Raw genomic sequence first — 19,750 nt, forward strand, 5'->3', positions numbered from 1 at the left:
ATCGCGAGCAGGCTCGCTCCCACAGGGGGATCAGTGCCGAGCACAAAATTTGTGCTCACTGAAAATCCAGTGTGGGAGCAAAGCTTGCTCGCGATCGCGGTGGGTCAGTGGCATTTCTGGTGAGTGAGGCATTGCATCGCGAGCAAGCTTTGCTCCCACAGTATTGACTCCCACAGGGATTGGCGGTGGTTCTCAAGCCCGCGATTCGACGCCCAATTCATCCCACACCGACTCGGCCAGGTGGAAGGTGGCGTTGGCTGCCGGGATGCCGCAGTAGATGGCGCTCTGCATGATCACTTCCTTGATCTCGCTGCGGCTCACGCCGTTGTTGGCGGCGGCGCGCAGGTGCAGCTTGAGTTCTTCGTTGCGGTTCATGCCAATCAGCATGGCAATGGTGATCAGGCTGCGGGTATGGCGCGGCAGGCCCGGGCGGGTCCAGATGTCGCCCCAGGCGTGACGGGTGATCATCTCCTGGAATTCGCTGTTGAACTCGGTCAGGGCATTGAGGCTGCGATCGACGTGGGCATCGCCCAGCACCGCGCGGCGCACTTGCATGCCTTCGTCGTAACGTTGTTTCTCGTCCACAAAAAACTCCTCAGGCACGGCCAGAATCGAGCAGGAAATCCAGCACCCGCGCGCTGAACGCGGCGCCGGCCTGGACGTTGGACAGGTGCGCGGCGTAGAACTCGGCGTACTCGGCCCCACGGACCCGCTCCTGGATAAAGTGCCCACCCGACGGCGGCGTCACCGCATCTTCAGTGCCGGCGATCACCAGCAGCGGTACGCGAATCGACGACAACTGCTCGCGGAAATCGGCATCACGCACCGCCGCACAGTTGGCGGCATAGCCCTGAGGCGAAGTGGCGGCGAGCATGTCGGTGATTTTTTTTGCCGTCGCAGGCTGGGCCTCGGCAAAGTCAGGAGTAAACCAACGGGCAATCGAGGCATCGCGCAACGCCACCATCGCCGCCTTACCGTCACGCAGCACGGTTTCGATACGCGGGTTCCACACCGACGGATCGCCGATCTTGGCCGCGGTGTTGCACACCACCAGTTTGTGCAGGCGCTCGCCGGCGTTGATCCCCAGCCACTGGCCGATCAAGCCCCCCATGGACAAGCCACAGAAATGCACCTTGTCGAGGTTCAACTGATCAAGCATCGCCAGCACATCGCGGCCCAGTTGTTCGATGCTGTACGGTCCTTCGGTGACCAGCGACTGGCCATGGCCGCGCGTGTCGAAGCGCAGCACACGAAAGTGTTCGCTGATAGCCGCGACCTGGTCGTCCCACATGTGCAGGTCGGTGCCCAGGGAATTGGAGAGCACCAACACAGGGGCGTCTTGCGGCCCATCAAAACGATAGTTCAGATCGCCCTCGGCGAGTTTGACGAATCCCACAACAATCTCCTTTCAGGCGTTCAAGGCTAGGTGTTCGGCCACGGCCCGGGCGACCCAGGTCTGGGCTTGTCCGAGGTAGTGCGCCGGGTCGAGCAGATGATCAAGCTCGGTCGCGGATAGCTGCGCAGTGACCTGAGGTTCATCCCCCAGCACATCACGCAAATGCCGTTGCTCGGCCACGGCGCGCTTGCAACATTGCTCCAGCAGATGGTGCGCCGTGTCGCGCCCGACACGCTGGGCCAGGACGATGCTCACCGCTTCGGCCAGCACCAACCCCTGGGTCAGTTCCAGGTTGCGGGCCATGCGCGCCGCGTCCACTTCCAGCCCTTCGGCCAGCAGCCGCGCCTGGTGCAAGGCACCGGACACCAGGCAGCAGATCTCCGGCAGGGTTTCCCATTCGGCATGCCACAGGCCCAGGCTGCGCTCGTGCTCCTGGGGCATGGCGCTGAACAGCGTCGACAATAAGCCAGGCACTCGCGTCGCCGCGCCGATCAGCACCGCCGCGCCCACCGGGTTGCGCTTGTGCGGCATGGTGGACGAACCGCCCTTGCCCGGCGCCGACGGCTCGAACGCTTCGCCGGCCTCGGTCTGCATCAACAGGCTGACGTCGCGGCCCAGCTTGCCCAGGCTGCCAGCGATCAAACCCAGCACCGCGCCGAACTCCACCAGGCGATCGCGCTGGGTGTGCCACGGTTGTTCCGGCAGGTTCAGTTGCAACTCGGCGGCCAGGGCTTCGGCGACAGGTAGCGCCTGTTCGCCCAACGCGGCGAGCGTTCCGGAGGCACCGCCGAATTGCAGCACCAGCAAGCGCGGCTTGAGTTCCCGCAAGCGTTGGCGACTGCGAGTGATCGCCCCCAGCCAACCGGCGATTTTCATGCCCAGAGTCACCGGCGTGGCGTGTTGCAGCCAGGTGCGCCCGGCCAACGGCGTGGCAGCGTAGCGTTCAGCTTGTCGGGCCAGGGTGACGGCCAGTTGCGCCAACTCTCCCTCAATCAAGCCCAACGCTTGGCGCAGTTGCAGTACCAATCCGCTGTCCATCACATCCTGACTGGTGGCGCCCAGGTGTACGTAGCGTTCAGCTTCGGCACTCTCGGTGGCGATGCGCTTGCCCAACGCCTTGACCAGCGGAATCGCCGAATTGCCGGCACTGGCAATCGCATCGCTCAACGCGGAAAAATCGTACAGCTGGGCACGGCAGGCGTTCTCGATCGGCGCCACCGCATCCTGAGGGATCAACCCTACCCGCGCCTCGGCCCGGGCCAGCGCGGCCTCGACATCCAGCATGGCCTGGACCCGCCCCGCATCGCAGAACACCTCGCGCATGTCGCGGGCGGTGAAGTAGGCATCGAACAGCTGATTGCCCGGTCGTTCGCTCATAAACAGTCCTTGGGTGCGCCGGCCTCACGGCCGGCGCGGTTGGGTCAAAGGTCGTGGTGCAAATACGCCGGCTGCTTGGGCAGGCGCAGGCTGAACAGGAACGCCACCACCATCATCACCGTGACATACCAGTAAAAGGCGTTCTCCATGCCCTGGGCCTTCAGGCTCAAGGCAACGTACTCCGCCGAACCGCCAAAAATCGCATTGGCCACCGCGTAAGCCAACCCTACTCCCAGTGCCCGCACTTCAGGTGGAAACATTTCCGCTTTCACCAGGCCACTGATGGAGGTGTAGAAACTGACAATCGCCAGCGCCAACGTAATCAGGACAAACGCCAGGAACGGGCTGCTGATGCTTTTGAGGGTCAGCAGGATCGGCACCGTGCACAACGCTCCCAGGGCTCCGAACCAGAGCATGGAACTACGCCGGCCGATCTTGTCCGCCAACATGCCGAACAACGGCTGCATGCACATATACAGGAACAGCGCGCCGGTCATGATGTAGCTGGCGGTCTTGGCGTGCAGGCCGGCGGTGTTCACCAGGTATTTCTGCATGTAGGTGGTGAACGTGTAGAAAATCAGCGAGCCGCCGGCGGTGTAGCCCAGCACGGTGATGAACGCAGCCTTGTGATCGCGAAACAACGCCATAATGCTGCCAGCGTCCTTGTTCTCGCGCATTTCCTTGCTGCTGGTTTCCTTCAAAGAACGTCGTAGGAACAGGGAGATCAACGCCGCCACCGCGCCCACCACGAATGGAATCCGCCAGCCATAGGCGCGCAGTTCGTCTTCGCTGAGAAACTGTTGCAGGATCACCACCAGCGACACCGCCAGCAGTTGCCCGCCGATCAGCGTCACGTACTGGAACGAGGCGAAAAAGCCACGTTGGCCCTTGAGGGCGACTTCGCTCATGTAGGTGGCGGTGGTGCCGTATTCGCCACCTACCGACAGGCCCTGCAGCAAGCGCGCAAACAACAGCAACAGCGGCGCCCAGACGCCGATGTCCTTGTAGGTGGGCAGGCAGGCGATGAGCAACGAGCCAAAGCACATCATCAGCACCGAAATCATCATCGAGTTCTTGCGCCCGTGACGGTCCGCCACCCGGCCAAAAATCCAGCCGCCGATGGGCCGCATCAGGAACCCGGCGGCGAACACACCGGCCGTGTTGACCAGTTGCACCGTAGGGTTGTCCGAAGGGAAGAACGCCGGCGCGAAATAAATCGCACAGAACGCATAGACGTAAAAGTCGAACCATTCGACCAGGTTGCCGGATGAGGCGCCGACGATGGCGAAGATGCGCTTGCTGCGTTCTTCACCGGTGTAATGGCTGATTGGGATGGCCATGGGTTACTCACTCGTTGGGGACTGACGAAGTTCTAGACACACTTAGTAACAATCCCGTTCCACAGTATTGCATTGCCTGGACTGACGCTATCGCGGGCAAGCCTTGCTCCCACAGGGGTTGTTGCCATTGCTCAACCACATGTCGTGTACCCCTGTGGGAGCAAGGCTTGCCCGCGATGGCTCCACGATTGGCTCACTCAGTAATCGAAGAACACCGTCTCGGCATCCGTGCCCTGCAGGATCACGTTCCACTGATACACGCCCGACGCATCGGGCTTGCTCACGATCGTGGCGCGACGCTCCTCAGGTACGCAGGCCAGCAGCGGGTCGGTTTCGTTGGCCTGTTCGCCGTCGAAGTAGATGCGCGTCAGCAAATGCTTGACCAGCCCGCGAGCGAACACCAGCACCACCAGGTGCGGTGCCTGGGTCGTACCGTTCAACCCTGGCACAGTGCCCGGCTTGATGGTGGTGAAGCGGAAGCGCCCTTCGGCATCCACCGGCACCCGGCCGAAGCCTTCGAAGTGCGGGTCCAGGGGTTTGTCCTGGTCGTCTTCCGGGTGGGCGTATTTGCCGGCGGCGTTGGCCTGCCAGACTTCCAGCATCGCGTCGTTGACGAACTGGCCATTGCCGTCGACCACCTGCCCGGTGATCGCCACGCGCTGGCCAAGGGTTTGTGTGACGGTCAGGTCTTCGCGGTTCAGCCAGGTCAGGCCGATGTGGTAGTACGGGCCAACGGTGTGGGACGTGGTGGCGGTGAGCGTCATCTTATTTCTCCATCGGCGTGGCATCGCGGCCGCGCAAGACGATGTCCCAGCGGTAACCGAGGGCGTAGTGAGGGACGGTTTTTTCCAGGTCGAAACGGGCGATCAGGCGTTCCTTGGCACGGGTGTCCGGCACGCAGTTGTAGATCGGGTCGTAGGCCAGCAACGGGTCGCCAGGGAAATACATCTGCGTCACCAGGCGCGTCAGAATGCTCGGCCCGAACAGTGAGAAATGGATGTGCGCCGGGCGCCAGGCGTTGTGGTGGTTGCCCCACGGATAGGCGCCAGGCTTGATGGTCTGGAACTGATACCAGCCGTCGGCGTCGGTGACGGTACGACCGGTGCCGGTGAAATTCGGGTCCAGCGGCGCGTCATGGTTGTCGCGGTCGTGGTTGTAGCGACCGGCGGCGTTGGCCTGCCAGATCTCCACCAGAATGCCCGGCACCGGCCGGCCATTCTCATCCAGCACGCGCCCGTGGATGATGATCCGCTCCCCCAGCGGCTCGCCGGCATGCTGGGCGGTCAGGTCGTGGTCCTTCTCTTGCACGCGGTCGGCACCGACAGTCGGGCCGGTAATTTCCGACAGCGAATGCGGCAGGAACACCAACGGCTTGGACGGCGAGCGCAGGTTGGTGGACTGGTACGGCGGGTGCAGATACTCCGGCTGGGTGCCCGCTTGGGGGCGACGATAACCAGGCTTGTCAGTCATGAAGCATTCCTCGGTTTCTTATTAGTAGAACGACGCGTCAGACGCGTTCGATCGCCAGCGCCAGCCCTTGGCCGACGCCGACGCACATGGTCGCCAGGCCTTTCTTGCCGCCGGTCTTTTCCAGATGGTGCAGCGCCGTCAGTACCAAGCGCGCCCCGCTCATGCCCAGGGGATGGCCGAGGGCGATGGCGCCGCCGTTCGGGTTGACCTGGGGCGCATCGTCCGCCAGACCGAGGTCGCGCAACACCGCCAGGCCCTGGCTGGCAAACGCTTCATTGAGTTCAATCACATCGAAATCCGCGACCGCCAGGCCCAGGCGCTCAATGAGCTTGCGCACCGCCGGCACCGGACCGACGCCCATCACTCGGGGCGCCACGCCGGCACTGGCCATGCCCAGCACTTTGCCGCGCGGCGTCAGGCCGTGTTTCTTCACCGCTTCGGCCGACGCCAGGATCAGTGCAGCCGCGCCGTCGTTGACACCCGAGGCGTTGCCGGCAGTGACGGTCTTGTCGGGGCCGTTGACCGGTTTGAGTTTGCTCAAGGTTTCCAGCGTGGTGTCGGCGCGAGGATGCTCATCCTGCTCAACCACGGTTTCGCCTTTTTTATGGGTGATGCGCACCGGAACGATTTCTTCGGCAAAAAAACCCGCCGCCTGGGCCGCCGCCGTGCGCTGTTGGCTGCGCAAGGCGAAAGCGTCCTGGTCGACGCGGGATACGGCGTAGTCATCAGCCACGTTATCGGCGGTCTGCGGCATCGCGTCCACGCCATATTGGGCTTTCATCAATGGGTTGATGAAACGCCAGCCGATGGTGGTGTCTTCCAGCTTCATGTTGCGGGAAAACGCCGCGTCGGCCTTGCCCATTACGAACGGCGCACGGGACATCGACTCCACCCCACCGGCGATGGCCAGTTCCATTTCACCACTGGCGATGGCGCGGAACGCCGTGCCGATGGCGTCCATGCCCGAGGCGCAAAGACGGTTGAGGGTCACGCCGGGAATGCTTTCCGGCAGGCCCGCCAACAGCAGCGCCATGCGCGCCACGTTGCGGTTGTCTTCGCCGGCCTGGTTGGCGCAGCCGAGAAACACTTCGTCCACCGCGCTCCAGTCCACCGATGGGTTGCGCTCCATCAGCGCCTTGATCGGCACGGCCGCCAGGTCGTCGGCACGCACGGCGGACAAACCGCCGCCAAACCGACCGATAGGGGTTCGAATCGCATCACAGATATAAACGTCGCGCATCAGGCTTCTCCCGGTGCCTGGCCGTGGGCCGCCGCGGTACGAGCTTCCAGGTCGCGCAGTGCGCGCAGCTCCACTTCGGTCGGTTCGGCGGTGGTTTGCACCTGGTCGGCGAAACGGATCGCCCACCCGGTGGCCGCAATGACTTGCTCGCGGGTCACGCCGGGGTGCAACGCGGTGACCACGAACTCATGGGTGTCGGCTTCCGGTTCCATGATGCACAAGTCGGTGATGATACCGACGGGACCGGCGCCTGGCAGGCCCAGGCGTTTGCGTGAATCGCCGCCTTCACCATGGCCGACCGAAGTGATGAAATCCAGCTTGTCGACAAACGAGCGAGCCGACTGCTTGAGGATGATCAACACGCTCTTGGCCGAACCGGCGATTTCCGGCGCGCCACCGGCACCCGGCAAGCGGACTTTCGGCTGATGGTAGTCGCCCACCACCGTGGTGTTGATGTTGCCGAAACGGTCGACCTGGGCGGCGCCGAGGAAACCGACGTCGATACGCCCGCCCTGCAGCCAATAGCGAAAAATCTCACCGGTCGGGACGACGGTATCGGCGGTTTCTGCCAGCTCACCGTCACCGATGGACAGTGGCAGTACGCTGGGCTTGGCACCGATCGGGCCGGATTCGTAGATCAATACGACGTCCGGCGACGAGGTCAGCCGCGCCAGGTTGGCCGCTTTCGACGGCAGGCCGATGCCAACGAAGCACACGGCATTGTTCTTCAAGCGACGCGCCGCGGCGACGGTCATCATTTCGTTGGTGGAGTAAGTCATGGTTTCACCTGCGAAGCGGCTGCCAGTCTGGCCTGGAATTCACTGAAGTCTTTAGTGCCATGGATGTATTCGTTGATCCAGGCGGTAAAGGTCTCACGGTCCCGGGCGATCGGATCCCACGCCTGGTAGAAACGGTTGTCACGCTCGGTGTAGCCGTGGGCGTAGGACGGATGAGCGCCACCCGGCACGTGGCAGACGGCGCTCAATGCCCAGGTCGGCAGCACGCAGGCGTTCATCGGTGCATTGAGGTCATCGACGATTTCTTCCACGGTGACGATGCAACGCTTGGCGGCCAGGGCGGCTTCTTTCTGCACACCGAGGATGCCCCACAGCAGCACGTTGCCCTTGCGGTCGGCTTTCTGGGCGTGGATCACCGTGATGTCCGGGCGCACCGAAGGCACGGCGGCCAATACTTCACCGGTGAAGGGACAGGTCACGCTCTTGATCAGCGGGTTGACCTTCGGCAGGTCGGAACCGGCGTAGGCCCGCAGCACCGCGAACGGCAGGCCGGAGGCGCCGGCGACGTAGGCGTTGGCCAGGTCGGCGTGGCTGTGTTCCTCGATCTCCAGCGGGTGTGGCCATTGTTTCTCCACGGCATCGCGCAAGCGGTGCAACGACCCTACGCCAGGGTTGCCGCCCCAGGAGAAAATCAACTTGCGAGCACAACCGGCGCCGATCAACTGGTCATAGATCAGGTCAGGCGTCATACGCACCAGGGTCAGATCTTTCTTGCCCTGGCGAATGATTTCATGACCCGCCGCCGTAGGAATCAGGTGAGTGAAGCCTTCGAGCGCGACGGTATCGCCGTCGTTGACGAATTGCTTCACCGCGTCGTGCAGCGAAAGGATTTCAGCCATGGGGCAGGCTCCCGTTTTCCAGTAGACCGACATGAAGAAAAAGGCGCGAGGTTAAGCGCCGGAGTGACTGAAGATTAAGCCGGGGGGAAAAGCCAAACAATCCGATAATCGACTGAGTGTTCGTTTATCGAACAGATTGTTGTTTGGCTATCTATTTGCACAAAGCCATCCTCTTGTGGGAGCGAGCCTGCTCGCGATAGCGGTGTATCAACTTGCATAAGTGTTGACTGATCCACCGCAATCGCGAGCAGGCTCGCTCCCACAGGTCTTTCGCAGGCTTAAGCTTTATGGCTCAGGTCGCATCCGCATGACTGACCATGCCCTTGATCACCACCGCCGTGGTCGCCAGGGCCGCCGGGATCACCAGGGCGGTCAGGACCTGTTCGAAGTTCCAGCCCAGGCCCAGCAGGGTCGCGCCCATCCAGGCGCCGAGGATCGCGCCGAAACGACCGATGCCCAGCATCCACGAGACACCAGTGGCGCGGCCTTGGGTCGGGTAGAAACGCGCGGCCAGGGAAGGCATCGCCGATTGCGCGCCGTTGACGCACATGCCGGCCACCAGCACCAGGGTGGCGAGCAAGGTGATGTTGCCCAGACTCTGCCCCACCGCGTAGGCAAACACCCCGGCCATCAGATAGAAAATGCCGATGACCTTGTGCGGATTGAACCGGTCCATCGCCCAACCCACCCCGACGGCGCTCAACACGCCGCCGAATTGGAACAGCGCACCGATAAACGCGGCCTGCTCCATGCTCGCGCCGCTGTCGCGCATCAGGGTCGGCAGCCAACTGGTCAACAGGTAGACGATCACCAGGCCCATGAAATAGGTCAGCCACAGCAGCAAGGTGCCAGCGCTGTAGGTGCCGGAGAAGATCACCGCCAGCACATTGCGGGCTTTCACGGTTTTCTGTTCCGGCACACTGAAACTCGCCGCTTGGGCCACCGTGTTCGGTTCGATCGGTGCCAGGGTCTTGCGCACCTTGTCGGTACCGCGATTGTGCACCACCAGATAACGCGCCGACTCCGGCAGCCAGAACAGCAACACGACCGCCAGGATCAACGGCAGGATCCCGCCAATCAGCAGCAGGCTGTGCCAACCGAACGCCGGTATCAGCTTGGCGGAGATGAACCCGCCGCCGGCCATGCCCAGGTTGAAGCCGCAGAACATGCTGGTCACCAACAGGGATTTCTTGCGTTCCGGGGTGTATTCCGAGAGCAAGGTGGTGGCGTTCGGCATCCCGGCGCCCAATCCCAGACCGGTCAGGAAACGCAGTACCAGCAATTGATCGACGTTGGTGCTGTAGGCCGACGCCAGGCTGAAGGCGCCGAACAGCAGGACCGCGCCCACCAGTACGACTTTTCGTCCGAAGCGATCAGCCAGCGGCCCTGAACCCAATGCGCCAAACACCATGCCGATCAGCGCGGCGCTCATCACCGGGCCTAGGCTGGCGCGATCGATGCCCCAGTCCTGGGACAGCGCCGGGGCGATGAAGCCCATGGCCGCTGTATCGAGGCCGTCGAGGAAAACAATCAGGAAACAAAGAATCACCACCCGCCACTGGTAGCGCGAAATGGGTTGGGCATTGATGAAGGACTGCACATCGAGGCAGTTGCCTACGGAGGTCTGGGGCTGGTTCATTTTATTTTTATTCCACGCGATAAACGCAGGCGAACGATCAGGGACCGGCGAAACCCGCCGGATGACGCTGCGCGACATTAATGAGGGCAGGCAAATACCGTCAATTCATCGCCGCCGACTGTGTGCGTTTATCGAACAGCTTAAGTGAACAGCTGCGCGCTCAAGTCGCGGCTGGCCCCCAGCAGGCCTGGCAGGAAACGCTGTTCCAGCTCATTGCGGCTGACCCGCCCGGCATGGGTACTGACATTCAGCGCCGCGACCACCTGGCCGGAAGCGTCGTACACCGGCACGGCAATCGAACGCAGGCCCTGTTCCAGTTCCTGGTCGACGATGCACCAGCCTTGCTGCCGTACCTGTTGCAGGCATTCGAGCAATGCCTCGGGGGTGTGCAAGGTGCGGCTGGTCTTGGCTTGCAGGTCGGCGTGGTCGAGGTAGTCGCGCAGCGAAGCATCATCCAGGGCCGCCAGGAGAATCCTGCCCATTGAGGTGCAGTAGGCTGGCAGGCGCCCGCCGACCGACAGATCGACCGAAATCAGGCGCTGGGTGGTGGCTGACCGGGCGATATAGAGGATGTCGTCGCCTTCGAGCGTGGCCATGTTGCAGGCTTCGTGCAATTGCTCGCTCATGCGGTCCAGGTACGGCTGGGCAGAAACAGCCAAAGGCGTCGAGGACAGATAGGCGTGCCCCAGCGTCAGCACTTTGGGCAGCAGCGAATAGGTGCGTCCGTCCGTGGTGGCGTAACCAAGCTTGATCAAGGTATGCAGGCAACGTCTGACGGCCGCTCGAGGGATTTCCGTGCGATGGCTGATCTGGGCGATAGTCAGGTGCCGCTTGCGCTCCTGGAAGGCCTGGACCACAGCCAATCCGCGGGCCAGGGAGGTCATGAAATCAGGATCGCCGGTCAGGGCCTGGATCCGTTTGGCCGGCGAGGCGACGATCGGTGGCGCGACTGAAGTGAAAGCATTGCGCAATTGGTCGTTCATGTCTGGTCCTTCCCCGGGAATGACGGCTATTACAAGCGGCGGCCCGACGGACAGACAAGGGTCGGACCGTCAACAGTGTTCGATTATCGAACCAGCAACCGATAATCGCAATCCTGCCAGGTATCATGGATTCGCCAGCCGTCGAACGCTCGATAACAAGTTGGGCGATAGTGACAAGCGATTTGACGGAAGGGGTGGCCGATATTGAACTTGTCGCCTTGAAGGGCATCAGGATACCGGCACTAGCAAGCATCTTCTGAAACCTGATTGACACAAGTTTTCACATACAAACATCCATTCACACAAACAACAGGCCCTTTGAATTTTTCCCGATAGTGTTATTCAGCTGGACCGCTATAATGCAACTCAGCGACGGTACGGCCAATCGACCGTTTCCGTACGCCGGCACCTTTGGTTAATACCGTGGCGCCCGAAGCACCTCTAGGGTCGCTTCCCCTGTATTGGCAACAACACGAAGCCCTGATGCTACGTCAGCTGTCAGCTCTGGTGCCGTGGCCGTCTGCATGTTCTGCATGCAGTGCGTATCACCAGATTCAATTTCAATTAATTAGGTAAAACTGTGACGAAAGACGAACTGCGCGCGGAACTTGAGCGCCAGGAACAACGTTACAAGGAAGTTTACGGCGGGGAAGTCACCACCTACGCCGCGCAACCTGAACCGGAACGCAAACCCTGGCGCAAGCGCGCCACCGTTCAGGACCAGGCCTTCACCCAGGAACTCCAGAAAATGGAAAAAGAACTCAAAGCCGAAGAGCAATGACGCTCTGGGCCTGATGTTCTTGTGAAGAGGTCTCCGGCCACCACCCAGACCGGAAACCGTAGTGCACGCCCGCCATGAGCGGGCCGCCATCCGCTCCCGTCCGACGGCAGGGAAGGGTCATGGCCGACCTCCTTTTCAGATATTTCATACAACCGCGTGAGGCGTCTGTCAGTGGGCGGCGATCCTGTTCGGGTGCGCTTTGCGCCACCTAATCAAAGGGTTACGCACCCCGCGGAAAACCTCGCTCCGGCGGCTTTCCTACAAATTATTTCGTTGAAGAATGTTACCGATGAGCAGGCAATGCATCGATTACCGAGGTTTTCTGGCATAATCGCGCCCCCTTACGACCGGGTCAGAAAACCTTCATGATCGATTTATTCAGCGGACTGGATGCTTGGGTGCTTGTGAGCCTCTTGCTCGCCCTGGCTTTTGTCCTCGCCTTCGAGTTCATCAACGGCTTTCATGACACCGCTAACGCGGTTGCCACTGTTATCTACACCAAAGCCATGCCGCCTCATCTGGCGGTGTTCTTTTCCGGTGTGTTCAATTTCCTCGGCGTGCTGCTGGGTGGCGTGGGGGTGGCGTACGCCATCGTTCACCTGCTGCCCGTGGAACTGCTGATCAATGTGAACACCGGACACGGGCTGGCCATGGTGTTTTCGCTGCTCGCAGCGGCCATTACCTGGAACCTGGGCACCTGGTACTTCGGTATCCCGGCGTCCAGTTCCCACACGTTGATCGGCTCGATCCTCGGCGTGGGCCTGGCCAACGCGCTGATCAACGATATTCCGTTGGCCGACGGGGTGAACTGGCAGAAGGCGATCGATATCGGCGCCTCCCTGGTGTTCTCGCCCATGGCCGGTTTCCTGATCGCCGCCCTGGTGCTGATCAGCCTGAAATGGTGGCGTCCGCTGTCGAAGATGCACAAGACGCCAGAACAGCGCCGCCAGATCGACGACAAGAAGCACCCGCCGTTCTGGAACCGCCTGGTGCTGGTGATCTCGGCCATGGCCGTCAGCTTTGTCCACGGTTCCAACGATGGTCAAAAAGGTATCGGCCTGATCATGCTGGTGCTGATCGGTATCGTGCCGGCGCAGTTCGTACTCGACTTGGGCAGCACCACCTACCAGATCGAGCGGACCCGTGACGCGACCCTGCACCTGAGCCAGTTCTACCAACGCAACAGCGAGTCCCTGGGTGAATACCTGGCACTGGGCAAAAGCGTGAAAGGCGATCTGCCAGAGAAGTTCCGCTGCAACCCGCAGCAGACAGAGCCGACCATCAATGCCCTGCTGGACACGCTCAAAGGCGTGGCGGACTACCATTCGCTGCCGTCGGAACGACGCATCGAGGTTCGTCGCTACCTGCTCTGCCTGGACGATACGGCGAAGAAGGTCGGCAAGCTGCCAGGCCTGGCCGCCCGTGAAAAAGACGACCTGAACAAGCTGCGCAAGGACCTGACCGCCACCACCGAATACGCCCCGTTCTGGGTGATCCTGGCAGTCGCCCTGGCGCTGGGCCTGGGCACCATGGTCGGCTGGAAGCGTGTGGTCCTGACCATCGGCGAGAAGATCGGCAAGCAAGGCATGACCTACGCCCAGGGCATGTCGGCGCAGATCACCACCGCGTGCATGATCGGCATGGCGAACATCTTCAGCCTGCCGGTTTCCACCACCCACGTACTCTCCTCGGGCGTGGCCGGCACCATGGTCGCCAACAAGAGCGGCCTGCAAGGCGGCACCGTGCGCACCATCCTGCTGGCCTGGGTGCTGACCCTGCCGGCGACGGTGGCGCTGTCGGCCGGGCTGTTCTGGCTGGCGTCCAAGGCCCTGGGCAGCTGATTCCAGCGGCTCAAAAAAGAAGGTGCGATCCTTGCGGTTCGCACCTTTTTTTATGCCCAACGCTGAACAACTTGTGGGAGCGGGCTTGCTCGCGAAAGCGTCGGTTCAGTCAGCTATTCAGTGGCTGACATACCGCTTTCGCGAGCAAGCCCGCTCCCACAGTTGTTTTGTGTCAAACAGGGGAAATTTGCCAAAAAAAAGGGCGACCGAAGTCGCCCAAAATGCCTTGCGTGCTCGTTGTAACCGGAAAGACCTAGGGTTCTTTGCGCTTGTGTGCGTCTTTCCAGATGAATAATCCAAAGCCTGCGAAAAATACGACCATGAGGCCAACCGTCAGCACTCCGGCAAACACCACATTATCGAAAAACATGACTGGCCTCCTGGTCTTGCCCCTGTTGCGATGGGTTCAAGTTAACCAATCAGGCCTGGATGAAAATTGACCGGGGTCAATAACGCCCGCAAGCGGGCGAAAAGGTGGGGAAATAACTGATCTGCATCAATGGATCGAGGGGGTTCAGCGCTTTTTCGGTTTGTTTTTCGACTTTTTCTTGGGCTTGCCCAAGGGCATGGCCTGCTCGAAAGCCTGACGGACTTCATTGAGGCGTTTTTCGTTGAGGTCGTGAACGCGCTTGGCGCGTTCGGCACTGAGGTCGATCAGCTTGTCGTCTTGGCTCATGGCGTGTGGGCATCATGCAGTGAATTGCGGATGCCCCCATGATGCGGGCTGTCGGCGGCGTTGACCAGCCTGCGTACGTCGGCAAACACCTGAATCAGATCTGGATATCGACCCACAAGCCCTGGCGCGACTCGTCGTCTATCAGCGGCACCACCGGCACGGTGTTGTCGGCGTTGAGTTCGTTGCCCGGTACGGCCAGGTGTTCTTCAGGGTCTTCATCGGCCTCGCGGTGGCGCTTGTCACGCTCCTGCCGGCGACGCTGCTCCTCGCGCAACAGCAACGCGGCCTCTTCCGGGTCGCGGTTTTTCAGGTCGATGGTGCTTTCGTTGGAGCTTTGCTGCACCGGGACCACGGGCGGTATGTCCGGTCGCTGGCGAACCGGATCCTGTTGAGCGGTGACGGGTACGGCGCTCAAAGGGAGCATGGGTGGCAACATAAAGGTCTCCTGTCTTCAGGTTGTCGGCTGGGAAAGTGGCAGCTTGAACCGCCGGTCCGAAACTTGTGACCCAGTTGGCATTGCAGCGATCCCCAGGGCCAAGCTTGTTTGATCGCAGGGCAAGCTTAAGTTCCGTGCCACCGGTAATGAATCAGCATACGTAAATCCTTTGGTCTGAAGGATCCTTCCGTTAAGATAACCGGCTTTTTCAAGGCGGGAGTCAGGCAGCATGGCGCAGCAGTATCAACCGGGGCAACGCTGGATCAGTGACAGCGAAGCCGAGCTGGGTTTAGGCACCGTTCTGGCACAGGACGGCCGCTTGTTGACCGTGCTCTATCCGGCCACTGGCGACACTCGCCAGTACGCGCTACGGAATGCGCCGCTCACCCGTGTACGGTTTTCGCCGGGCGATGTGATCACTCACTTCGAAGGCTGGAAAATGACCGTGCGCGAAGTCGATGACGTCGATGGGCTGCTGGTCTACCACGGCCTCAACGGGCAGAACGAAGTCGTCACCCTGCCCGAAACCCAGCTGTCGAACTTTATCCAGTTCCGCCTGGCGAGCGACCGTCTGTTCGCCGGCCAGATCGACCCACTGGCGTGGTTCTCCCTGCGCTACCACACCCTGGAACACACCAGCCGCCAGTTGCAGTCTTCGCTTTGGGGCCTGGGCGGCGTCCGTGCCCAGCCGATTGCCCACCAATTGCACATTGCCCGAGAAGTGGCCGACCGCATTGCGCCGCGGGTGTTGCTGGCGGACGAAGTGGGCCTGGGCAAGACCATCGAAGCCGGCTTGATCATCCACCGTCAGTTGCTGTCCGGCCGCGCCAACCGCGTCCTGATCCTGGTACCGGAAAACCTCCAGCACCAGTGGCTGGTGGAAATGCGCCGACGCTTCAACCTGCAGGTCGCGTTGTTCGACGAAGAACGCTTCATCGAAAGCGATGCCAGCAACCCGTTCGAAGACACGCAACTGGCCCTGGTGGCGCTGGAATGGCTGGTGGACGACGAGAAGGCCCAGGACGCGCTGTTCGCCGCCGGCTGGGACCTGATGGTGGTCGACGAGGCCCATCACCTGGTATGGCACGAAGACCAGGCCAGCCCGCAATACGCCCTGGTCGAACAACTCGCCGAGACGATCCCCGGCGTGCTGCTGCTGACCGCAACCCCGGAACAACTGGGCCAGGACAGCCACTTCGCCCGCCTGCGCCTGCTGGACCCAAATCGCTTCCACGACCTCAAGGCCTTCCGCGCCGAGAGCGAAAACTATCGCCCGGTGGCCGAAGCCGTGCAGGAGCTGCTGGACAAGGGCCGTCTCTCGCCTGAGGCCCACAAGACCATCCACGGCTTTCTGGGCAACGAAGGCGAAGCCTTGCTGACCGCCGTCAATGATGGCGATGTCGAAGCCAGTGCCCGCCTGGTACGTGAGTTGCTGGACCGCCACGGCACCGGCCGCGTGCTGTTTCGCAACACCCGCGCCGCTGTGCAGGGCTTCCCCGAGCGCAAGCTGCATGCCTACCCGCTGCCGTGCCCGGACGAATACCTCGAGCTGCCCCTGGGCGATCACCCCGAGCTGTACCCGGAAGTCAGCTTCCAGGCCCAGCCGGACGCCAGTGAAGAAGAGCGCTGGTGGCGTTTCGACCCGCGGGTCGAGTGGCTGATCGACACCCTGAAGATGCTCAAGCGCACCAAAGTACTGGTGATCTGTGCCCACGCCGAAACTGCCATGGACCTGGAAGACGCCCTGCGCGTGCGTTCCGGCATCCCGGCCACGGTGTTCCACGAAGGCATGAATATCCTGGAACGCGACCGCGCGGCGGCCTATTTCGCCGACGAAGAGTTCGGTGCCCAGGTGCTGATCTGCTCGGAAATCGGCAGTGAGGGCCGCAACTTCCAATTCGCCCATCACCTGGTGCTGTTCGATCTGCCGGCGCACCCGGACTTGCTGGAACAACGCATCGGTCGTCTGGACCGGATCGGCCAGAAACACACCATCGAACTGCACGCGCCGTACCTGGAAACCAGCCCGCAAGCGCGGCTGTTCCAGTGGTACCACGAAGCGCTGAATGCCTTCCTCAACACTTGCCCGACCGGCAACGCCTTGCAGCATCAGTTCGGCCCGCGCCTGCTGCCATTGCTGGAAGAAGCCGACGATGGCCAGTGGCAAGCGCTGATCGACGAAGCCCGCACCGAACGCGAGCGCCTGGAGGCCGAGCTGCACACCGGTCGCGACCGTTTGCTGGAGCTCAACTCCGGCGGCGCCGGTGAAGGCGATGCGCTGGTGGAAGCCATTCTCGAGCAGGACGACCAGTTCGCCCTGCCGATCTACATGGAAACCTTGTTCGACGCCTTTGGTATCGACAGCGAGGACCATTCGGAAAACGCGCTGATCCTCAAGCCGAGCGAAAAAATGCTCGACGCCAGCTTCCCGCTGGGCGACGACGAAGGCGTGACCATCACCTACGACCGCAACCAGGCACTGTCACGCGAAGACATGCAGTTCATCACCTGGGAGCACCCGATGGTGCAAGGCGGCATGGACCTGGTGCTGTCCGGGTCCATGGGCAACACCGCCGTGGCACTGATCAAGAACAAAGCCCTCAAGCCCGGCACCGTGTTGCTGGAATTGCTCTACGTCAGTGAAGTAGTGGCTCCGCGCTCGCTGCAACTGGGCCGCTACCTGCCGCCGGCCGCCCTGCGCTGCCTGCTGGACGCCAACGGCAACGACCTGGCCGCCCGGGTCTCGTTCGAAACCTTGAACGACCAGCTCGAAAGCGTGCCCCGTGCCAGCGCCAACAAGTTCATCCAGGCCCAGCGCGACCAGCTAACGCCCCGGATCAATGCCGGCGAAGAAAAGATCGCCCCGCGTCACGCCGAACGCGTGGCCGAGGCCCAGCGTCGCCTGGCCGCCGATACCGACGAGGAACTGGCACGCCTGACCGCCCTGCAAGCGGTCAACCCGACCGTGCGCGACAGCGAACTGGTAGCCCTGCGCCAACAGCGCGAGCAAGGACTGGCGATGCTTGAGAAGGCGGCGTTGCGTTTGGAGGCGATTCGGGTGTTGGTGGCGGGCTGAGTTTGGCGGGGGGTCCCGATATGGGTCCCCGCTGTGGTGGTTTTATCGGGTGTATATCCGTTGCTGCGGTAACGGCGGCTGGCGGTTCCGCTCTTACAGCGGCTCACTTTTGAGAAGCGCAAAAGTAAGCAAAACGCTTTTGCCCCACCACTCGGCACCTCGCTTAGGCTCGGTGTGCCCTCACTCCGGCATTGCTCCGTGGGCCCGCCGCGAAGGGCCATCCATGGCCCAGCGCGGCTATCCCGGCATCCATGCCGGGATACCCACTCCACAATGCCTGCGTTCGGCCAGCGTGGTTAACGGGGCGCCGAAATCAACGTCCTCCCCGAGGCGGCCTGATAGCCGACCTGGCTCTCCCGGTCGTACACCCATCAGATCTGTGGGAGCAAAGCTTGCTCGCGATGGGGCCAGTCAGCTCAACATCCATGTGACTGAACCACCGCCATCGCGAGTAAGCTCGCTCCCACATTCAGTCTTCAGCGGACAAAAAATTTATATTCAACACAGAACCACTGTGGGAGCGGGCTTGCTCGCGAAGAGGCCGGTACATCCAGCATCTTCATCGACTGTATCGCCGCCTTCGCGAGCAAGCTTTGCTCCCACAGATCTGACGGTTGTAAGACCGGGAGAACCAGGTCGGCTATTAGGCCGCCTCGGTTTTGTTTTTGATCTGGGGCGCCCCGTTAACCACGCTGGCTGAACGAAGGTATTGCGCAGTGGGCATCCCGGCATGGATGCCGGGATAGCCGCGCTGGGCCATGGATGGCCCTTCGCGGCGGCCCACGGAGCAATGCCTTCGTTCAGGCATGCCGAGCCTAGGCGAGGCACCGAGTGGTGGGGCAAAAGCGTTTTGCTTACTTTTGCGCTTCTCAAAAGTGAGCCGCTGTAAGAGCGGAACCCTAAGTAGCCGTTACCAAAGAAACGGATATACACCCAAAACCCAGCCCTAACCCCTCAAGGACTGTAATACCCCACCGCCACCAGAAAATGCCCAACCTTCTTCAAGTACGCATGCTTGTCCTCAACCTTGCCAGTCACCGGGTTCTTCCAGCGATACTCATACTCCCCCACATCCTGCTTGCCGATCATGGCCAGGATCGGCTCCCCCACCGGCTTGCCATCCGGATCCTTGACCTTGGCGAAATCGGTATTGATCAAGCGCAGATTGGTGCCGTGGCCAACATACCGCCGGGTATCGAGGTCAACGACAAAGACATACAGGTCATCCTGCAGATACCCGCCCTTGAGGGAGTTGACCGCCGTCAGCGTGGTTTTCTCGTTTTTCAGCAGATCACTTGAGGCCTTGTCCAGCAGCGCCCTGGCCTGCTCGGCGGAAGCCCGGGGCAGGTAGTAGCCGACGGCCAGGATCCGCTCGCCGACGCGCTGGAAATACACATGCTTGCGCTCGACCTTGCCGTCCGCCCAGTTCTGCCAACGGTACTCGGCTTGCTGGATGCCACTGGCCTCGGGAGTCTTCAAGGCGTCCTTGAAGGCTTTGCGCAGGTCCGGGCCCAGCACTTCGGACACGTCTCGCCCGATCAGCGCCGAGGAAGGCCCGCCGCTGGCGAGCATCACACCCTGGGTATCCACCACGAATACGTAGCGATCCTTGTCGACGAATTCCCCTTGGCGACTGAAGGCAGCAAAGGCTTTGTCGCCGTTGTCGTGGTAGTAGGCCAAGGCCTTTTCCAGCAGCGAGCGGGCCGCCTGGCCGTCATCCGGTGTCGCTGCCTGAACCGGTGCCAGCCCCAGCACAAGCATTGCGCCCAGCCAGGCCATCTTGTGAAAAAAAACCATATGCGCGCCCCTCGTTCTTGTTGGTGTTTCAAGAGCGTAGACGGCGTGGGGAAGTAGGAGCT

At 61.7% G+C, this 19,750-nt stretch carries 18 protein-coding genes; 3 read left to right on the forward strand and 15 right to left on the reverse strand.

The window, feature by feature from the left end:
- Positions 1 to 192: 192 nt before the first annotated feature.
- From pcaC to pcaR, 11 genes are all read right to left on the reverse strand, one after another.
- Entirely contained in the window at positions 193 to 585 is a 393-nt protein-coding gene (pcaC, locus tag CFII68_RS07460; protein ID WP_014336968.1) for a 4-carboxymuconolactone decarboxylase, read from the reverse strand.
- A gap of 10 nt (positions 586 to 595) precedes the next feature.
- Complete coding sequence (gene pcaD / locus CFII68_RS07455; protein WP_018610918.1) at positions 596 to 1,396, reverse strand: 3-oxoadipate enol-lactonase; 801 nt, start codon at positions 1,394 to 1,396, stop codon at positions 596 to 598.
- A 12-nt stretch (positions 1,397 to 1,408) separates the two neighbouring features.
- Complete coding sequence (locus CFII68_RS07450; RefSeq protein WP_018610919.1) at positions 1,409 to 2,773, reverse strand: 3-carboxy-cis,cis-muconate cycloisomerase; 1,365 nt, start codon at positions 2,771 to 2,773, stop codon at positions 1,409 to 1,411.
- 44 nt (positions 2,774 to 2,817) lie between these two features.
- Positions 2,818 to 4,113 (reverse strand): MFS family transporter, encoded by a 1,296-nt coding sequence (locus CFII68_RS07445; RefSeq protein ID WP_018610920.1) that lies wholly within the window; start codon positions 4,111 to 4,113, stop codon positions 2,818 to 2,820.
- A 197-nt stretch (positions 4,114 to 4,310) separates the two neighbouring features.
- A complete protein-coding gene (gene pcaG, locus CFII68_RS07440) occupies positions 4,311 to 4,877 on the reverse strand; it encodes a protocatechuate 3,4-dioxygenase subunit alpha (protein WP_018610921.1) in 567 nt (188 codons plus the stop codon).
- A 1-nt stretch (position 4,878) separates the two neighbouring features.
- Positions 4,879 to 5,583: a protocatechuate 3,4-dioxygenase subunit beta gene (pcaH, locus tag CFII68_RS07435; protein ID WP_018610922.1), complete on the reverse strand. Its 705-nt coding sequence runs from the start codon at positions 5,581 to 5,583 to the stop codon at positions 4,879 to 4,881.
- Between the two features lie 37 nt (positions 5,584 to 5,620).
- Positions 5,621 to 6,826, reverse strand: a complete 1,206-nt coding sequence (gene pcaF / locus CFII68_RS07430; RefSeq protein WP_174553540.1) for a 3-oxoadipyl-CoA thiolase — start codon at positions 6,824 to 6,826, stop codon at positions 5,621 to 5,623.
- Positions 6,823 to 7,602, reverse strand: coding sequence for a CoA-transferase subunit beta (locus CFII68_RS07425; RefSeq protein ID WP_014336962.1), 780 nt, complete (start codon positions 7,600 to 7,602; stop codon positions 6,823 to 6,825). The genes pcaF and CFII68_RS07425 overlap by 4 nt, the downstream gene beginning before the upstream one ends.
- Entirely contained in the window at positions 7,599 to 8,459 is an 861-nt protein-coding gene (locus CFII68_RS07420; RefSeq protein ID WP_018610924.1) for a CoA transferase subunit A, read from the reverse strand. Before CFII68_RS07420 ends, CFII68_RS07425 begins: the two co-directional genes overlap by 4 nt.
- A gap of 292 nt (positions 8,460 to 8,751) precedes the next feature.
- Positions 8,752 to 10,098 (reverse strand): MFS transporter, encoded by a 1,347-nt coding sequence (locus CFII68_RS07415; protein ID WP_018610926.1) that lies wholly within the window; start codon positions 10,096 to 10,098, stop codon positions 8,752 to 8,754.
- Between the two features lie 140 nt (positions 10,099 to 10,238).
- The gene (gene pcaR / locus CFII68_RS07410) at positions 10,239 to 11,081 is read right to left on the reverse strand and encodes a pca regulon transcriptional regulator PcaR (RefSeq protein WP_003184507.1); all 843 of its coding nucleotides are present in this window, start codon (positions 11,079 to 11,081) and stop codon (positions 10,239 to 10,241) included.
- Positions 11,082 to 11,661: 580 nt separating this feature from the next.
- On the opposite strand from pcaR, the gene CFII68_RS07405 reads away from it, so the two are divergent.
- Together CFII68_RS07405 and CFII68_RS07400 are read left to right on the forward strand one after the other, a co-directional pair.
- Positions 11,662 to 11,862: a hypothetical protein gene (locus tag CFII68_RS07405; RefSeq protein ID WP_003184509.1), complete on the forward strand. Its 201-nt coding sequence runs from the start codon at positions 11,662 to 11,664 to the stop codon at positions 11,860 to 11,862.
- Between the two features lie 365 nt (positions 11,863 to 12,227).
- Positions 12,228 to 13,703 (forward strand): inorganic phosphate transporter, encoded by a 1,476-nt coding sequence (locus tag CFII68_RS07400; RefSeq protein ID WP_018610931.1) that lies wholly within the window; start codon positions 12,228 to 12,230, stop codon positions 13,701 to 13,703.
- Positions 13,704 to 13,956: 253 nt separating this feature from the next.
- On the opposite strand, the gene ccoM is transcribed toward CFII68_RS07400, so the two are convergent.
- The 3 genes from ccoM to CFII68_RS07390 all read right to left on the reverse strand — a co-directional run bounded on the left by ccoM (position 13,957) and on the right by CFII68_RS07390 (position 14,815).
- On the reverse strand, positions 13,957 to 14,073 hold the full coding sequence (ccoM, locus tag CFII68_RS28080) for a cytochrome c oxidase subunit CcoM (protein WP_018610934.1): 117 nt from the start codon (positions 14,071 to 14,073) through the stop codon (positions 13,957 to 13,959).
- Between the two features lie 144 nt (positions 14,074 to 14,217).
- Positions 14,218 to 14,379, reverse strand: a complete 162-nt coding sequence (locus tag CFII68_RS27760) for a hypothetical protein (protein ID WP_003198631.1) — start codon at positions 14,377 to 14,379, stop codon at positions 14,218 to 14,220.
- 94 nt (positions 14,380 to 14,473) lie between these two features.
- Complete coding sequence (locus CFII68_RS07390; protein ID WP_018610938.1) at positions 14,474 to 14,815, reverse strand: hypothetical protein; 342 nt, start codon at positions 14,813 to 14,815, stop codon at positions 14,474 to 14,476.
- A 229-nt stretch (positions 14,816 to 15,044) separates the two neighbouring features.
- On the opposite strand from CFII68_RS07390, the gene rapA reads away from it, so the two are divergent.
- Positions 15,045 to 17,891: an RNA polymerase-associated protein RapA gene (gene rapA, locus CFII68_RS07385; protein ID WP_018610940.1), complete on the forward strand. Its 2,847-nt coding sequence runs from the start codon at positions 15,045 to 15,047 to the stop codon at positions 17,889 to 17,891.
- Positions 17,892 to 18,845: 954 nt separating this feature from the next.
- Here rapA and CFII68_RS07375 read toward each other — a convergent pair.
- Entirely contained in the window at positions 18,846 to 19,688 is an 843-nt protein-coding gene (locus CFII68_RS07375) for a cache domain-containing protein (protein ID WP_018610944.1), read from the reverse strand.
- Positions 19,689 to 19,750 lie beyond the last annotated feature (62 nt).

The sequence above is a fragment of the Pseudomonas sp. CFII68 genome (genome assembly GCF_000416195.1).
In the GTDB taxonomy this organism is placed as follows: domain Bacteria; phylum Pseudomonadota; class Gammaproteobacteria; order Pseudomonadales; family Pseudomonadaceae; genus Aquipseudomonas; species Aquipseudomonas kilonensis.